The organism is Peribacillus sp. TH27, from assembly GCF_016650915.1.
Taxonomy (GTDB): domain Bacteria; phylum Bacillota; class Bacilli; order Bacillales; family DSM-1321; genus Peribacillus; species Peribacillus butanolivorans.
Genome location: NZ_JAEKEV010000002.1, coordinates 4,780,471 through 4,797,215, shown reverse-complemented (window position 1 = coordinate 4,797,215; position 16,745 = coordinate 4,780,471). Strand labels below are relative to the sequence as shown.

General features: G+C 35.9%; 17 protein-coding genes. 5 read left to right on the top strand and 12 right to left on the bottom strand.

The window, feature by feature from the left end; genetic code table 11:
• Positions 1-70: 70 nt before the first annotated feature.
• From JFU24_RS24445 to JFU24_RS24420, 6 genes are all read right to left on the bottom strand, one after another.
• Complete coding sequence (locus tag JFU24_RS24445) at positions 71-1,903, bottom strand: polysaccharide biosynthesis protein (RefSeq protein ID WP_201250629.1); 1,833 nt, start codon at positions 1,901-1,903, stop codon at positions 71-73.
• A gap of 159 nt (positions 1,904-2,062) precedes the next feature.
• On the bottom strand, positions 2,063-2,221 hold the full coding sequence (locus JFU24_RS24440) for a hypothetical protein (RefSeq protein ID WP_201250628.1): 159 nt from the start codon (positions 2,219-2,221) through the stop codon (positions 2,063-2,065).
• A gap of 126 nt (positions 2,222-2,347) precedes the next feature.
• Positions 2,348-3,112 (bottom strand): tyrosine-protein phosphatase, encoded by a 765-nt coding sequence (locus JFU24_RS24435; RefSeq protein WP_201250627.1) that lies wholly within the window; start codon positions 3,110-3,112, stop codon positions 2,348-2,350.
• A 147-nt stretch (positions 3,113-3,259) separates the two neighbouring features.
• Entirely contained in the window at positions 3,260-3,712 is a 453-nt protein-coding gene (locus JFU24_RS24430; protein WP_201250626.1) for a polysaccharide biosynthesis tyrosine autokinase, read from the bottom strand.
• Between the two features lie 153 nt (positions 3,713-3,865).
• Positions 3,866-4,543, bottom strand: coding sequence for a CpsD/CapB family tyrosine-protein kinase (locus JFU24_RS24425; protein ID WP_207203219.1), 678 nt, complete (start codon positions 4,541-4,543; stop codon positions 3,866-3,868).
• A gap of 44 nt (positions 4,544-4,587) precedes the next feature.
• On the bottom strand, positions 4,588-5,268 hold the full coding sequence (locus JFU24_RS24420; protein ID WP_201250625.1) for a YveK family protein: 681 nt from the start codon (positions 5,266-5,268) through the stop codon (positions 4,588-4,590).
• Between the two features lie 527 nt (positions 5,269-5,795).
• Between JFU24_RS24420 and JFU24_RS24415 the strand changes: the two genes are divergently transcribed.
• Complete coding sequence (locus tag JFU24_RS24415; protein WP_201250624.1) at positions 5,796-6,107, top strand: helix-turn-helix domain-containing protein; 312 nt, start codon at positions 5,796-5,798, stop codon at positions 6,105-6,107.
• 224 nt (positions 6,108-6,331) lie between these two features.
• Here JFU24_RS24415 and JFU24_RS24410 read toward each other — a convergent pair whose 3' ends face one another.
• Positions 6,332-7,171 (bottom strand): SGNH/GDSL hydrolase family protein, encoded by an 840-nt coding sequence (locus JFU24_RS24410; RefSeq protein ID WP_201250623.1) that lies wholly within the window; start codon positions 7,169-7,171, stop codon positions 6,332-6,334.
• 299 nt (positions 7,172-7,470) lie between these two features.
• On the bottom strand, positions 7,471-7,695 hold the full coding sequence (locus JFU24_RS24405) for a hypothetical protein (RefSeq protein ID WP_201250622.1): 225 nt from the start codon (positions 7,693-7,695) through the stop codon (positions 7,471-7,473).
• A gap of 850 nt (positions 7,696-8,545) precedes the next feature.
• Here JFU24_RS24405 and JFU24_RS24400 point away from each other — a divergent pair.
• The 4 genes from JFU24_RS24400 to JFU24_RS24385 all read left to right on the top strand — a co-directional run bounded on the left by JFU24_RS24400 (position 8,546) and on the right by JFU24_RS24385 (position 11,932).
• Complete coding sequence (locus JFU24_RS24400; RefSeq protein ID WP_201250621.1) at positions 8,546-9,721, top strand: MFS transporter; 1,176 nt, start codon at positions 8,546-8,548, stop codon at positions 9,719-9,721.
• 480 nt (positions 9,722-10,201) lie between these two features.
• Positions 10,202-10,393 carry a hypothetical protein gene (locus tag JFU24_RS24395; RefSeq protein WP_201185987.1) on the top strand — a complete coding sequence of 64 codons (192 nt, stop codon included), beginning with the start codon at positions 10,202-10,204 and terminating at the stop codon, positions 10,391-10,393.
• Positions 10,393-10,584, top strand: a complete 192-nt coding sequence (locus tag JFU24_RS30440) for a hypothetical protein (RefSeq protein WP_242485392.1) — start codon at positions 10,393-10,395, stop codon at positions 10,582-10,584. Before JFU24_RS24395 ends, JFU24_RS30440 begins: the two co-directional genes overlap by 1 nt.
• Before the next feature lie 637 nt (positions 10,585-11,221).
• Entirely contained in the window at positions 11,222-11,932 is a 711-nt protein-coding gene (locus tag JFU24_RS24385) for a polysaccharide deacetylase family protein (RefSeq protein WP_201250620.1), read from the top strand.
• A gap of 333 nt (positions 11,933-12,265) precedes the next feature.
• Here JFU24_RS24385 and JFU24_RS24380 read toward each other — a convergent pair whose 3' ends face one another.
• From JFU24_RS24380 to JFU24_RS24365, 4 genes are all read right to left on the bottom strand, one after another.
• Positions 12,266-14,140, bottom strand: coding sequence for a S8 family peptidase (locus JFU24_RS24380; RefSeq protein WP_201250619.1), 1,875 nt, complete (start codon positions 14,138-14,140; stop codon positions 12,266-12,268).
• A 170-nt stretch (positions 14,141-14,310) separates the two neighbouring features.
• Positions 14,311-15,018, bottom strand: a complete 708-nt coding sequence (locus JFU24_RS24375; RefSeq protein WP_053347107.1) for an ABC transporter ATP-binding protein — start codon at positions 15,016-15,018, stop codon at positions 14,311-14,313.
• Positions 15,018-15,797: an ABC transporter ATP-binding protein gene (locus JFU24_RS24370; protein ID WP_201250618.1), complete on the bottom strand. Its 780-nt coding sequence runs from the start codon at positions 15,795-15,797 to the stop codon at positions 15,018-15,020. The genes JFU24_RS24375 and JFU24_RS24370 overlap by 1 nt, the downstream gene beginning before the upstream one ends.
• Positions 15,772-16,734 carry a branched-chain amino acid ABC transporter permease gene (locus tag JFU24_RS24365; RefSeq protein WP_053347109.1) on the bottom strand — a complete coding sequence of 321 codons (963 nt, stop codon included), beginning with the start codon at positions 16,732-16,734 and terminating at the stop codon, positions 15,772-15,774. The genes JFU24_RS24370 and JFU24_RS24365 overlap by 26 nt, the downstream gene beginning before the upstream one ends.
• Positions 16,735-16,745: the final 11 nt, after the last annotated feature.

Here is a 16,745-nt window from a genome sequence, read left to right as displayed (position 1 = left end):
TAGGTTTGAATATGCAGTTTGGGCTTCTTTTATTTCTGAAATTATTCCAAAAACGAAAAGCGGTATTTTTTTATAAGCTAAGTGCTTCTTGTATAAATTCTTTTATATTCCTCTTTGCGTTAGCCATTTCAATGACTTGTTCTTTTATTTGATTATTATGTTTCGTTGCTAAACTATCTATAAAACTATATAGAATATCTTGTGCTAGAGGTGTCGACTTTCCTATATAAATTTTCGGAAATATTTGATTGGGTAATACTTCATTATCATTCAACAATTCTTCGTACATTTTCTCTCCAGGCCTAATCCCAGAGTATTCAATTCCAATTTCCTCAATTGTATAACCTGATAATTTAATGAGGTTTTTCGCTAAATCTACTATCTTGACAGGATCCCCCATATCAAGGACAAATATTTCTCCACCTCTTGCTAATGAACCAGCCTGAATAACTAACCGAGAAGCTTCTGGTATGGTCATAAAGTATCTCGTCATTTCTGGATGAGTTACAGTTACAGGCCCACCTGCTTGTATTTGCTTTTTAAATAAAGGGATTACACTTCCCCGACTTCCTAAAACATTCCCAAAACGGACGGCCACAAATTTTGTCTCACTATTTTTATCTAGTTGCTGAATAACCATTTCTGCAATCCGCTTTGTTGATCCCATTACGTTTGTAGGGTTAACCGCTTTATCTGACGAAATCATGACAAAAGTTTGTACACCATACGTATCTGCGGCTTCCGCAACATTTTTTGTCCCTAACACGTTATTCTTAACCGCTTCACTTGGATTGAATTCCATTAAAGGAACATGTTTATGAGCAGCCGCATGGTAAATGACTTCAGGTCTTTGTTCGCCAATTACGTCAAATATTCTTTCTCTATCCTGAATATCCGCAATTATCGGTACAATTTCTATTTTATTTAAATAGAGACTTCTCAATTCCATATCAATTAGATAAATACTATTTTCACCGTGCCCTAATAGAACAATTTTTTCGGGGGAAAATCTACATATTTGACGACAAATTTCCGAACCAATTGAACCGCCTGCACCCGTTACTAGAATGGTCTTACCGGTAACGTTCCCCGAGATACTATTCATATCCAATTCAACAGGTTCTCTTCCCAATAGATCTTCTACTTCTACTTCTTTAAACTGATTAACAGCTACTTTCCCTAACATAATATCTTCAATCATCGGCATGATTTGTGTTTTTGCATTTGTTTTCACACATTCATCAAAGATGACCTTTAATTCTTTTTTACTTAATGAAGGAATCGCAATGACAATATTATCAATATGATATTTTTCAACCATTTCAGGAATATGTTTAGAGTTGCCAACAACGGGTATTCCTAAGATGTCTAATTTGTCTTTCTTCGGATCATCATCAATGAAAGCTACTGGTTTAAGTGCAGTATCCTGATTATTAAGAAGTTGACGAACAACCATAGTTCCTGCCGATCCCGCCCCAATAACCAATGTATTTTTGATTTCCATATGATTATTTACTAAGCGATCACGCAGCATTCTCCACGAAAAACGGGAACCACCAATAAGAATGACATGCATCATCCAAGTTAATGCCATAGCTCTTACATACACATCTTGAAAAACCAATATCTGAATAACGATAACGGTGATAACAGATAAGGTTACAGCTTTAACAATGGATATTAACTCCCCAATGCTTGCATACTCCCATGCCTTTTTATACAGCTTATAAATAGAAGCAAAAATATGATGGCTAATTAATAGAGAGACTGAGCTGACTAAGAGTGCTGTTAACTTAAATATTTCTAAATATGGATGTAGAACTAAATAACTTACATAAATGGCCGATAATACAATTAAGGAATCTAATAGCGCCAGTAGTGTTAGTCGATTTCGGTAAGCCAACCAAACTTCCCCCTTTATTAATTTATTCAGGTAACTCACTTATTAAATCCTGCAGAAAGCAGTACCTAATGTTCTAGGTATTTACATTTCAATGAAAACAGGCATAAATTCCATTTCAAATCACAACCTAGTAGTCCCCATTTATATTTTCAATGACTCTCATAGTTCGTTTTCCTTCTTTTGTAGAGATTCTTTTCTTTTCTTAATAGTCCTTGTCAGGCTCGCCTCTAATTGGTTTAATAAGGCTAATGGAGCATCTTGTTGAATGTAACGCAGTGCTTTCTTTATAGATTTCGGATAATCATCAAACCTTTTCAAACGAATCTATCTCCTTATTTAATTCCATTTACACTGAATCCAATATTTCAAATGACCCCTATAAAACTTTACACTTAAACGAATATTATTTATAATAATGAAAGCGTTTCCTGACAAACTATAATTCTAAAAGATTCCAAAGAATTTCTTTTTAAACGGTACTGGTTTTAAATTTCTTGGAATTTGTCCCTTTATTAGTTGTTCAGCATTTTCTTGGAAATAAAATGTACGCTCAATTCCAAATGTTTTTGTGATGGTTTCATAAGCCTCTTGTAAAGTAAATCCCCTAGAGTTCATATTATGGGCATCACTTGCAATAAAATGGGCCAAATTATGTTCAATAATTTTTTTTGAAAATGACTTAACATTCTTACCAAAGAGACCGATAATACTACCAGAGGTAAGTTGAGTTAAGGCACCTTCTTGAACTAATTTAAATAATAGATTATGATTCTTTAACAATTCCTTATTTCTCTCAGGATGTACAATAATTGGTGTAATCTCTTTTAACAAAAGCTCATAAATCAGTTCTTGTGTGTATGTAGGCACATGTCCTGACGGGAGTTCAAGCAATAAATACTTGTTGGTATTATCAAGCGTTAGTACTTCTCCCTTTTCAAGTGAAACAAATAATTCTCTATGTATTCTCACTTCTTGTCCAGGATGAACAGAAAGAGGAATATTCTCTTGTTGTAAGCACTCATTTAACTCAAATACACGATCAATAATGTTATCCTTCACATTTACATATCTCTCATTTAAGTGATGTGGTGTGGCAAATAAATCAGTTATCCCTGCTTCTACAGCTTTTTTTGCCATATTCAAGCTTTCCTGCATATCCGGGGATCCATCATCAACTCCAGGGAGAATGTGGCAATGCAAGTCAATCAAATTTCACACACTTCCTTTATAAATAATAGGATAATGGGCTTAATCACATAGAAATCAGATAGGAATTAATACCCCGTTAATAGTAGCATAGAAAACTGCTATAAAATAGGGTATTAATTTGTCTTAATTTGTCGAAAAATATTTTATTTAGGACTGATAGTAATAATAATTGCTGGTATCTGATTCCATTCCATTCAAAACGACCCCAAGTAATGCCGTATTAGCTTTTTCTAAAAGTTCTTTTGCTTTTACTGCACTTTGTTTGTTTGTCTTGCCGCTTGCTACTACCATGATCACGCCATCACATTTATTAGCTACAATTTGAGAGTCAGTGACTACAAGAACTGGCGGTGTATCAAAAATGATATAATCATAGATACCTTTTAGTTCATTAATAGCTGTTTCTATCGCTTTGGAATTTAATAACTCTGAAGGATTAGGTGGTATCGGTCCACTTGTTAAAATGTCTAAATTCGAAACATTTGAATTCGAGATAGTTTTTCTTAAGTCCATTTTCTTTGTCAATACGCTAGTTAGTCCATGTATATTACTAATGTTAAAAGCATAATGAATGGATGGTTTCCTTAAGTCCGCATCCACAAGTGCAAGTCAATCAAATTTCACACACTTCCTTTATACAAATGTGATAATAGGCTTAATCACTTAGCAATCAGATAGGAATTAATACCCTGTTAATAGTAGCATAAAAAACATCTAGTAAATAGGGTATTAATTTGTCGAAAAATATTTTATTTAGGATTCATAGTAATAATAATTGCTGGTATCTGATTCCGTTCCATTCAACACGACCCCAAGTAATGCCGTATTAGCTTTTTCTAAAAGGTCTTTTGCTTTTACTGCACTTTGTTTGTTTGTCTTGCCACTTGCCACTACCATAATCACGCCATCACATTTATTAGCTACAATTTGAGAGTCAGCGACTACAAGAACTGGCGGTGTATCAAAAATGATATAATCATAGATATCTTTCAGTTCATTAATAGCTGTTTCTATCGCTTTGGAATTTAATAATTCTGATGGATTAGGTGGTATCGGTCCACTTGTTAAAATGCCTAGATTTGAAACATTTGAATTCGAGATAGTTTTTCTTAAGTCCATTTTCTTTGTCAATACGCTAGTTAGTCCATGTATATTACTAATGTTAAAAGCATAATGAATGGATGGTTTCCTTAAGTCCGCATCCACAAGCAATACTTTTTTCTCCTCTTGAGCCAGCACAATAGCTAGGTTGGCAGCTGTAGTCGATTTCCCATCATTAGGCTCCGCTGAAGTAACCACAATGGTTTTGATTTCTTTATCCACTGAAGAGAATTGTATATTTGTCCTAATTAATCGATATTGTTCAGTAATAGGCGATTTAGGATTAGTCTGCGCAATTAAATTCACTTGTTTTTCATCTTTACCTCTCAAAAATCCCACTTCCTTTCTTAATGTCAATGTCACTGAATGGTTCTTTATTTATGTTGCGATATTTTTTGGATGGACCCAAGTAATGGCAAGTCAAGGAGCGTCTCAATATCCTTCTCGTCTCTAATCGTATTATCCATGTACTCTAGTAGGAATGCCAAGCCTATTCCAGCCATCAACCCAACTATCACCGCAATAGCAATATTCAATAATGGATTAGGGTTTACAGGAGTAGGATCCTCCTTTACTTCTGCCTTCGCAAGTATGCTAACATTGTCGACATTCATTATATTTTTAATTTCCTTTTGGAATGTTCCAGACACTGCGTTTGCAATTTCGACTGCCTTCGATGGATTACTATCTTGAACAGTTAAAGAGAAAACTTGAGAATTTTCTTGGCTGTTAATCGTAATTTTTTGACTAAGTTGGTCCACGCTTTGTGGAAGATCAAGATCACCAATAACCTTCTCTAATATAGCAGGACTTTTTATGATCACACTGTATGTATTGATCATGTCAATATTAGATTTTATTTGAATAGAATCAAGTTGGTTCTCCGATTGTTTCTGATTAACTAAAATCTGTGTAGATGATTGGTAAACAGGTGTTAATAAAAAATAAGATATTACACCACTAATCAACGCGGCGATTAATGTCAGTAGCGTTATTAACTTCCAACGTTTCTTTAGTGTTTGAAAAATATCTTTAATACTAATAGTTTCTTCCATATTATCCTCCCAAAATATTAAAAATGACCTATTGCATTATAGCATAATATTTCCTGTATTTATGTATTTTCAAGGAAATTTACATGAAATTTACATTGAATGACTACTTTTTCAATAAAAAAATGCTTTCAAAAATTATTTAATAGTTTTCCAAACGAAACAATTACAATTATTTGTGTCAATTTAGCGATTTTATCTAAAACCCCGCCTAAAAACCCATTCAAAGAATGGGTTTTTAGGCGGGCATTCAGTAAATATTAGTAAACACTACATCCACCTTGAGAACTAATGATATTAGAAATAATTATGAAAAGCAAGACCTAACTAAATGCCTATAGAAAAAAGAAAATCTGTTTATACATATGATTGTGTCAAGTATTTTAGTGCCTATTTATCATTAAAAATGGTGAAAAACTGTGTAAACTTAAAGTAGTGATAGTTAACAATAAAGCTTAGTAACTTTTACAGTATTTTTTTGAAAATATTAAATAATTAATAATACATATCAATGGTTAGGTGTGGTATATATGATAGGTTACCGTGTTAAAACGCTTAGAGAAGAAAAAAAGATGTCAATTAGTGAACTCTCAGCAAAATCTGGAGTGGCAAAATCTTATATAAGCTCACTGGAAAGAAACCTTCAAACAAACCCTACTATTTTAGTTCTGGAAAAAATTGCAAGTATCCTTTGTATAACTGTTGATGCCCTACTATATGAACAAGTAGACCACAGCATGGATGATGAGTGGAAGGAAATCATGAAAGATATTATGGGTTCAGGAATATCAAAAGATGAAATACGCGAATTTATCGAGGTTAGGAAATGTACAGTTCGTTAAACATGGAGAAATTATGATAAGGTTTCTCTGTTTTGCTCAGTAACATCGAAAAGCCCCACAGTATTCATTATTTAAACTATTTCCAGAGAGGAGAAAGTGGTTATAACCACTTTTCCCCTCAATACATCTTATTTTGACCACTAATAGAATCATTCAACCTATTAACATAGGCTTTATAATCTGTATTTCTTATTTCTATAATTGATATACAAATATTTGTGTCATTACTTCAGCTTAAAATATTCATCCAACACCTCGAACCATATGTTATGTCCTTGATCATTGGGATGGACATTATCATATGTTAATATATCAGCCAATCTCAAATTCTCTTCTTTTAATTTTTTTTCAATCCCATTCATGCTATTTATATAAGTCCATTTATTTTTTTTAATAACCCTTTCAGAAACTTTAATATAATCCACATAATTCAACCCTAAGCTATTCTTTGTTTTACTATTTGCCACTGGATTCGGTGAAATGATTAGAATCTTTGCATTCGGTAGCTCTTTTTGCAACTTTGACATAATGTTTTTTAAATCTTTTTCCGTCTGTTCCAAACTAATGGATTGATATTGATTATTAATCAGGGGGTTTTCAAAAATAACTAGATCGGGATTATCATGAATGACCGCATCAATTTTTTTACCTTCTAACAAATCCTTTGTGGAATACCCCTCTTGGCCATGATTGATAAAACCTAATGTTTCTAATTCATCCCTTTCTGAACGTAAACTCTTCTCTAAGCGTCCTGCCCAACTATTAGAAGAATTACTTGCACCTGTTCCTGAAGTACCATTACTGCCCATAAGGGATACAATAACCTTATCTTGTGTAAGCGATTTGTAATGCAGGTAATCTATTAGTGACTGCTGTTTATTATTTTCTGGTTTTAAACTTCGTATCAAAGCTTCCCTATCTTCTTTTTCCTTTTCTTTTATTCTTTCTTCAGCTTTTTTACCCTCTATCCCCGCTGCCTGACTCATGTTTTTCCAATGAAGATGACCAAAAACCAATACTACTAAACAAATTCCAGCCATAAATAATAAGCCATATTTCTTCATCTTTACCTCCAAATTTTGAACGTTATGGACTGACATGGAAGTCTTAGCATTAGAATTCTTTCTATGAGCACTCTTAACAAGCAGTATTATCTAACCTTCATTACTTTTTATCGGCGTTTATTTTTCACTATTTCTTTATGTTCTTCTCATATTAATTATAACTATTGAAACAACGGCAATAAAGGATAATTTTCCAATTAATTCCGACATCACTCGACTTTGATAATCACCAAACTTCATTAATTTGCTTATTTAGAATTTAAAAAAACCAGCATTTCTGCTGGTTTCCAAGGTAACAATCACTTAACCAAATTCAATACTTCTAGAAGTCTACCATCTGAATTATAGTTAAAAGTAACCGTCTTATCATCATGAATGTGATAGGTTAAACCAAAAAACTCTCCGGTATCTGGAAATCTTTGAATAAAATCGTCAAGCTGTTCAGAATTTAGTTTAACAACCATAGGTTTCTTACTACTATTAAGAGTATCTACTTCCTTCTCCATTACTATCTCTGTACCCATAATTAACTCCTTTAATCTCTCTCATTTCCCCATCATAATATACCTTAATAAATGGTAAATAAAAGGTCCTTAATTAAAATTTCACATTAATGATACGAACTCTTAACAACTCCCCCGAATATCTGACAAAGTTACCATACTTTCCAGGAAGAATAATTTGTTTCCATTGGAACTGCACGATAAAGATAACACTACAACTACGTTTGTTTTCTTGGTATGCAGAGGTAACTCCACTCTACATATGGATTCTGTAAAGGCAGGAACATGATTTAATAGCAATTCAATAATAATCCGCTAAAAAACCCCTGTGAATTCTTGTTTTCTGACTCACTAAAAAGTTCAATCCAATAGATTCCACTTTCAACACTTCATTTTGTTCAGTTACTTTTTCAAAATTTCCGTTTTCGTATTTTCAAAGAGCCCCATTTCTATGATGAAGCGTACCAATAATGGTCTGAATCACTTCCGCTACAGAGAACTTCGCCATGGTTATGCTTTCGATTCCGTGCTTAGCGCCATCATCTAAATCACAATAAAAGGTAAAATATAAGAGTGAATATCAATCATCATTTAAACCCCTTCTCCTCTTCGTAAGTCTATTATCTTATTTATTTACCTAAATATAACATCTTTATTAATTTTTACAAATTAAATTAAGTATATTCTGAATACAAAGTGACCTCCATCCTAATATTTTGTTTCTATAATAATTTTACGGACTAACTATTAGTCAATATTACTTAGATTCATAGTGATTACTTATTTTGTATTTCTAATTTTTATAGATTGTTCTCTATAACTTTAGTAAAATGAGAATGATAATTACTATCAATTAAGGAGAATAACTATTATGGGTGTACCCTTGTTAAAAGAAGAACTTCCGGTTTCTAATACAATCTGGACACGTGATTTTATTATGATTTTCTTAGCTAATTTCTTTGTATTTTTATCCTTTCAAATGACTTCCCCGACCCTCCCGCTTTTTGTAAAAGAGCTTGGTGGAAATGAACGGTTTATTGGGTTGGTTGCTGGCATGTTTCTATTTTCTGCTCTGATTGTCCGCCCCTTTGCTGGACAGGCCTTGGAAACAAAAGGAAGACGTTTTGTTTTCCTTTTCGGTCTAGCCTTTTTAGCTGTAGCGATTGGCTCGTTTGGATTTATGATGAGTATTTTCCTTTTATGCACAATGAGAGTTGTTCAAGGGATTGGCTGGGGATATACGACCACCGCTTCAGGTACGATTGCTTCCGATCTTATTCCAGCAAAGCGTCGTGGTGAGGGAATGGGATACTTCACTTTATCGGGAAATTTGGCGATGGCTTTTGGACCTTCATTTGGACTTTTCTTAGCGGATGTGTTAACGTTTCAACAGTTGTTTCTGTTTTGCGGTGCATTAAGTCTAGCCGCTTGGATCATGGCTTCGACTATTTCCTATAAGAAAGTAGAACAACCTTCTTTTCCCGTTAAAACTAATAGGTTTGATATTTATGAAAAAAGCGCTGTTGCTCCGTCCGTTCTTGTTTTTTTCATTACGGTATCTTTTGGTGGGATTGCCACCTTCTTACCGCTTTATACAATGGAAAAAGGCCTGACAGGTATTCAAGTTTACTTTTTTCTATACGCATTAGCTCTTATTTTCACACGAATGTTCGCTGGCAAAATCTATGATCAAAGAGGACATCAAGCCGTCTTCATTCCATCTACCCTTTTTATCGTAGCGGCGATGCTACTGCTTGCCTGGATGCCAAGTAACATGATTCTGTATATTGCAGCTATTTTTTACGGCATTGGATTCGGTGCTGTCCAACCAGCTCTTCAAGCGTGGTCACTTGAACACGCGGCTCGAAATAGAAAAGGCATGGCCAATGCCACTTTCTATTCCTTCTTTGATCTTGGAATCGGTTTCGGTGCCATCCTCTTCGGACAAATCGGCTATCTGTTTGGGTATAGAAGTATTTACATAATGGCAGCAATCTCAGTTCTGATCTCCATTTTGGCTTACCTATGGATTTTGAAAAAAAAATGAAGTATTCTATGAATCATTTCTAAAATCTAAAAATCTTTCCACATTAACCGATAATATTTGTAGGGAACATTTTTGGGGGAATTCGCATGAAAAAGTTATGGCATAAATTTAATATACGCTATTATGAAATCCTTTTTAAGGATTGTTTAAATGATAAAATGAAATGTGAATTTCAAAGAAAAATATCTTACCATAAACTTAAACTGGGTGAATTAAATTATGCATGCAGACAAACTTCCTGAAAGTTTAAAAAGGAAGTTTAGGCCGTTCCATTTGGGCGGCTTTTTTCATGCAATGAAGAGAGAGTGCCTCTCCCCCTACTTACATCCTAATAAACTAGGCCATGAATCGTCTCAGGTAAAGATTTTTTTGATTCTATGTAAAGTTTGTAATGAATCTATGTGTATTTCGTAATTTTATTGGAATCCTTGTTTGTCTCCTAACTTTTAGTAGTATGATAGAAAAAAGGGGGTTCTTGGGATGAAATTTTCGAAGTATATTGTCAAATTATTTTCAATTATACAAAAGGAAATACCAGTAACTCATAATAAATGTCATGTTTGTGACGGAACAGGTGCCTATGATATATATACGGACTGTCTTACTTGTAATGGAAAAGGGCTAATAAGTAAAATGGAGTATAATAGGATGATTGAAGAAGGTGAAATTTAATGGTTTCGTATATGAAGAAACTTCGTGACAACTCTAATTCACCGACAGTTATCAATCTCAGTTATACTAGCGAAATATGTGATATATGGAAGAACAATCCTTATTACTTAATTTATTGTGAAGATCCAATCGGTAATATTATTGAACTTTACAGTCGAAGTAATGAAATGATGTATGAAAATAAAGAGTAATGGTATATAAAAGTATAGGCTTTTTTTAAGCAACCGAATGATTCTCGGAGGCTTTTTATTCATGTTTCGACTTGCCTTAACACGTCACAATTAATATGGTAGCAAATAATTAAAAAACAACTACATCATCCTTCCTCCCCACTTTCATCCCGCTCCCAAAATTTACTTCAATAGAAAACTACCAGCTACATAAAAAATCGACATAGATATACAAGTTTTTTCCGGCTTTTTGCTTAGGAATTTTGACTGTGAATGTGCCTTTACTCGTTGCTTTGGCAGAGCCGATTACATCAACTATTGGATCAAGGATTTCAAATTCTGCTATTCAGTACAGTCATTATTAACTTTCTTATTGTATGTAGAGTTTCCTTCCTTATCATCAACCATAATTATGACAATAAGACTATGCATCCTTTTGGTTACAATTAACTTTTAATAAAGTGTAACTTATTTACAATTAAAATAGAGAATTTATCTTTATTTATTTGACTTTATTATTGTAGACATATTGAATTTCATTTGTATGTAACAGGGTGAAAAGGATCAATAAATTTTATATTTTTTAAGACGCACATTTACAACCTTGAGTAATATTATGGGCTAATATACTAGGAGTTTTTTAGGGGGAATGATGTGAGTGTTAAAAAAAGTTAGCCTATTATTTCTTTTACTCGTACTTGTATTAAGTATTGGGGGTTTTTCTTCTGCATCTGCAGCAGAGGATAAAACAAGTAAGGTTGTCTATTTAACGTTTGACGATGGTCCGAATCAGTACACGCCAACAATTTTAGATATCTTAAAAAAGAAAAAAGCAAAAGCGACCTTTTTTATGATTGAAGGAAATATTAAACGTAATCCAAAAACCGTAAATCGAATGATTAAAGAGGGAAATTATCCTGGGTTACATAGTGTTTCCCATGATGCAAAAAAATTATATAGAGGGAGTTCAAGTAATGTCGCAATCGAAATGGAGAAGACAAGACAAACGTTATTAAAGGTTTCAAAGTTTGACAGTAAGCTGACTAGAGTTCCATACGGTAGCAAACCTTATATGACAAAACCGTTTCGAGATGCCTTAGCCAAAAAGGGGTTCAAAATGTGGGATTGGAATATTGATACACTAGATTGGAAGTATAATAAAACAAACCCTAGCAAGATAACGTCTAACGTTAAAGCAGGTTTGAAAGGAAAAAAAGGTCCAATCGTCATTCTTTTCCACGATTCAAAAGGAACCGCACAACAGCTTCCGGAGATTATTGACTATCTAAGAGCACAAGGGTATAAGGTAGAGGTTTACAATCCAAAAAACCATATTGTCATGAATTTTTGGGAAGATAAAAGATTCTAGGATACCAAAAGAATTGAGCACTAACATACATTGATGTTATATGAGAGTGCAAAGGTATTTAGCGACCTATGGTAGCAGATTTCTGAATTTCAAAGAAAAATAGCTTACCATAAATTTAAACTGGTTGATTTAAATAATTCTCAAACTTCCTCATAGATTAAGGAAGTTAGGCCGATCCATTTGGGCGGCTTTTTTCATGCAATGAAGAGATAGTTCCTATACCCCTACTTCCACACCCCTCTCAAAGTATAATTTCATCAGATAACTACCAGCTACAAAAAAAAAGCCTCCGATATTGACTCAGAGTCTTTTCATATTCAAAAAATATTCTCGTCATTTTTTAACAGTAACTTTCCTTGACGCACTTACGTTTTTCGCTTTATCTTTGGCATAGATATATAGGTTTTTCCCGGCTTTTTGTTTAGGGATTTTGATTGAGTATGTGCCTTTACTCGTTGCTTTGGCAGAGCCGATGACTTTTTTAAAAGCTTTTACGTATACAATGGAGTTGGCTTCTGCTTTGCCGGTTACTTTTGTCGTTTTTGTTGTTACTGTATTGACTGAAGGTATACTTGGTGCTGTTTTGTCTGCGACGGTGACTGTTTTGACCGAGCTCGTATTTCCTGCCTTGTCGGTTGCTGTTACGGATAGGACTTTACCGGCCTTTTGTTTTTTCGTCATCGTAACAGTGAAATTCCCTGAGCTATTGGACTTTGCTTTGCCAAGCGCAGTGCTGCCCATTTTGACAGTAACAGTAGAGCCTGCTTCTGCTTTGCCAGTTACTTTTGTCGTATTGTCACCGACACTATTTACTGTCGGTTTCATAGGTGCTGTTTTATCTTCTACCTTAACTAAAACAGGAACACTTTTATTTCCCGCATTATCGACAACTCTCGTATAGATTAACGTGCCAGCTGTCTGTTTAGCGATTGTCGCTGAAAACGTCTTTTCCCCGTTAATCTTCACTGTGGCGAGTGTTTTTTCATTGGTATAAATGGAAAGGGTGCCTGTTTTGAAATCACTTGGAATTTTCCCTTTGATCAACGTATCCTTATCAGAAATCGCCGTCACAGTTGGCCTGGTCAGCGTCTTCATTTCAAGCGCTTTTTTGGCATTCACCCGGCCATTTCCATAGTATATATCTTTCCCTTTTGTACCTAGGTCAATAGCTGAATCATAGAGACGGTATTCCACCTCATATTTAGTGAGTTTTGGCTCATTGGACCAAATCAGTGCTGCTACACCGGCCACCATAGGCGTAGCCATTGATGTTCCACTCATCCAACCATATCTATTATTTGGTAATGTTGAAAGAATATAGTCGCCAGGGGCGGCAATATCGACTGTTGAATGATAGTTGGAATAATTAGTTCGCTTATCTTTTGAATCGGTAGCGGCCACAGAAATGACATGACTGAATGCAGCTGGATACACGCGCTGTACACTTTTCCCCATATCTCCTTCATTTCCGGCAGCTGCGACAATCAATAAGCCTTTATTATAAGCCTCTTGGACAGCCTTGTTTAACGCTTCCGAATAACTGGTCTCGCCTAGACTCATATTAATAATGTCTGCCCCCTGCTGAACGGCATAATGAATGGCCTCAATGATATCAGCAGTATCGGCATATTTGCCATTAAAAACGTTAATCGGCATAATTTTAATGTTTGGCGCAACACCTATTCCACCTAAGTCATTGTTGGCAGAACCTGCGATGATTCCTGCAATATGTGTTCCATGTTCCCCTACTGGTACAATATTCTTCCGATTGCGTACCGCATCATAGGGATGGTCGATTTTCCCTTTTAAATCTTCGTGATTACGATCAATTCCATCATCAATGATGGCCACGACCATTTCCTTTGAACCCATGGTTTTTGTCCATGCAGCTTGTGTACCAAGTGTTTTGTGATGCCACTGGTCTATGTAGCCTGGATCGTTCGGGCTTTCCATCTTCTTAAAAAGATAGTTAGGCTCTGCATATTCTACATTCTTCTGATCTTCAAGTTCCTCGATAAGATTGTCGGTTGTTTCCCCTTTAGGAACATCGACCGTCTCTATTAAATCTCTGATTGGCTCATTGTTCGTCTCTTTATATTTGACAAGAACACCGTCAGTTTGTGGACTCTCTGCAGCTTCTGGCTGATAGCTTGGTAGAATCATAAGTATTAATATAACTGAAAGGCTCAACTGAATGAATTTGTGCATAAAATCACTCCAAAAGTATGATTAAGAATAGATATGGATGAGGTTTGATACTTGAACCAACTCTACTATTATTCCTAATTAGATTGTATACCTAGTGATTTAGATTTACTAACCTTTTCATCTAGTTAAAATAGCTCATTTCTGGCAAAACAAAAAACCGCTATTGCGGTTTAATGTCCTCCTAAATATGCATTCTTGATTTCTTCACTTGCGGTTAGTTCCTCGGATTTACCGGATAGAACGATTCGGCCTGTTTCGACGACATAGGCTCTGTCCGCGATAGATAGGGCCAAGTTAGCATTTTGTTCGACAAGCAAGATGGTTGTACCGGTTTTATTGATTTCTTCTATAATATTAAAGATTTGTTTTACTAGTAATGGTGCAAGTCCCATAGACGGCTCGTCCAATAACAGGAGGCGCGGCTTTGCCATAAGGGCTCGGCCCATCGCAAGCATTTGTTGTTCCCCTCCGGAAAGAGTTCCAGATTGCTGCTTCAGTCGTTCAAGCAAACGCGGGAATAATTCATAGACTTTCTCCATATCTTGCTTGATGCCTGCTTTATCTTTTCGTAAATAGGCACCGAGCTGAAGGTTTTCTTCCACCGTCATATTCGCGAAGACGCGGCGGCCTTCTGGAACATGAGAGATTCCCATTTTCACAATAGATTGTGCGGCTTTTCCGCCGATAGATTGCCCTTCGTACATTATTTTTCCTTGTTTCGGTTTTAATAGGCCGGAAATTGTTTTCAGCATCGTACTTTTCCCTGCACCGTTAGCCCCGATTAAGGTTACGATTTCACCTTCGTTAATAGAAAGTGAGATACCCTTCAGCGCTTGAATGTTTCCGTAATATACGTTAATGTCCTCGATTTTTAACATTATGAAACCTCCTCGCCAAGATAGGCCTCGATGACTTTTGGATTGTTACGAATTTCTTCTGGCTTTCCTTGAGCGATTAGCTGTCCGTGATCGAGTACGTATATGCGTTCGCAAACACCCATGACAAGCGGCATATCATGTTCAATCAATAAAACGGTCAGGTCAAATTTTTCACGGATGAGGGCAATCAAGTTCATTAGTTCATGCGTTTCCTGTGGGTTCATCCCGGCTGCCGGTTCATCTAGTAAAAGCAGTTTCGGATTTGCGGCAAGCGCACGGGCTATTTCCAAGCGTCGCTGTTTACCATATGGCAGGTTTTTTGCCTTTTCATCCTTGTATTGATCCAGGTTAAAAATTTTCAAGAACTCAATGGCCTTTTCATCCATCTCCTTTTCCCCTTTAAAATGGATAGGCAAACGGAAGATTGAACTCAAAATGCTATGCTTCGAAAGAGAATGATAGGCAACTTTTACATTATCAATCACTGAAAGTTCACTGAACAAGCGAATGTTTTGGAATGTCCGACTGATCCCTTTTTGTGTGATTTTATATGGAGGCAGTTTTCTTAAGTTCTCACCTTCTAAAGAAATCGTGCCCTCTGTAGGGACGTAAACTCCTGTCAGCAAGTTAAAGAAAGTTGTTTTTCCAGCGCCGTTCGGCCCAATCAAGCCAATTAGTTCTCCTGGGTATAACTCGACGTTAACATCAGAAACGGCTTTAAGCCCGCCGAACTGGATGCCGACTGAATCGACTTTAAGCAGCGGTGTTTTTGTTTTCATGGCTGCTGCCTCCTTTACGTTTGAACATAGATGTTATTTCTTTTGTACCCATTAAACCTTGTGGACGATAGATCATCATCACGATAAGAACCAGGCTGTAGATAATCATTCGTGTTTCCGGGTAATCTTGCAGGAAAGTCGTAACAACCGTTAGTAATATTGCGGCCAATACAGCACCGGAAAGACTTCCAAGACCACCAAGTACTACTAAAATCAAAATATCAAATGATTTCAAGAATCCGAAGTTCGATGGCTGGATAATATAGAAGTTATGCGCGTATAACCCTCCAGCAATACCTGCAAAAAAAGCACCAATCGCAAACGCGACAACTTTGTAATACGTCGTATTAATTCCCATCGAATCTGCAGCCGTTTCGTCCTCACGAATCGATATGCAGGCTCTTCCGTGGGTCGAGCTTGTAAAGTTACGGATGACGATGATCGTAACGAGAACCGCAGCAAACACCCATGGCCAGGTAGTTAAATGGGAAACCTGCATGCCGCTCGCCCCTCCAACATAATCAATATTCAAAAGAATAATCCGGACGATTTCCCCAAAACCAAGGGTCGCAATCGCCAAGTAGTCTCCTTTAAGACGTAAACTTGGGATTCCGATGATCAAGCCGGCCAACGCTGCCACCAAACCGCCAACTATCAATGCCACAACAAACGGCATTTCTAACTTCATGGTCATTATTGCTGAAGCATAGGCACCAACTGCCAGGAATCCAGCATGTCCGATGGAAAACTGTCCGGTCACCCCGATGATTAAGTGTAAGCTTGCTGCTAGGATAATATTAATCCCGATGAACATGAGCGTATTTTGATAAAAAGGATTTAGCGATCCGCCGCCGATTAAAACTTGAATCACGGCGAAAAAGATCAGTGATAGCGAAATCGAGAGCCAAAAACCTTTTGCTCGCTTAAATGTAGTCATTGCTTTGTCTC

Excerpts from the sequence above, each read along its gene's own strand:
- JFU24_RS24420 (WP_201250625.1), bottom strand. The coding sequence starts at position 5,268 with ATGGAAGAAACTATTAGTATTAAAGATATTTTTCAAACACTAAAGAAA.
- JFU24_RS24415 (WP_201250624.1), top strand. The coding sequence starts at position 5,796 with ATGATAGGTTACCGTGTTAAAACGCTTAGAGAAGAAAAAAAGATGTCA.
- JFU24_RS24410 (WP_201250623.1), bottom strand. The coding sequence starts at position 7,171 with ATGAAGAAATATGGCTTATTATTTATGGCTGGAATTTGTTTAGTAGTA.
- JFU24_RS24405 (WP_201250622.1), bottom strand. The coding sequence starts at position 7,695 with ATGGGTACAGAGATAGTAATGGAGAAGGAAGTAGATACTCTTAATAGT.
- JFU24_RS24400 (WP_201250621.1), top strand. The coding sequence starts at position 8,546 with ATGGGTGTACCCTTGTTAAAAGAAGAACTTCCGGTTTCTAATACAATC.
- JFU24_RS24395 (WP_201185987.1), top strand. The coding sequence starts at position 10,202 with ATGAAATTTTCGAAGTATATTGTCAAATTATTTTCAATTATACAAAAG.
- JFU24_RS30440 (WP_242485392.1), top strand. The coding sequence starts at position 10,393 with ATGGTTTCGTATATGAAGAAACTTCGTGACAACTCTAATTCACCGACA.
- JFU24_RS24380 (WP_201250619.1), bottom strand. The coding sequence starts at position 14,140 with ATGCACAAATTCATTCAGTTGAGCCTTTCAGTTATATTAATACTTATG.
- JFU24_RS24375 (WP_053347107.1), bottom strand. The coding sequence starts at position 15,018 with ATGTTAAAAATCGAGGACATTAACGTATATTACGGAAACATTCAAGCG.
- JFU24_RS24370 (WP_201250618.1), bottom strand. The coding sequence starts at position 15,797 with ATGAAAACAAAAACACCGCTGCTTAAAGTCGATTCAGTCGGCATCCAG.
- JFU24_RS24365 (WP_053347109.1), bottom strand. The coding sequence starts at position 16,734 with ATGACTACATTTAAGCGAGCAAAAGGTTTTTGGCTCTCGATTTCGCTA.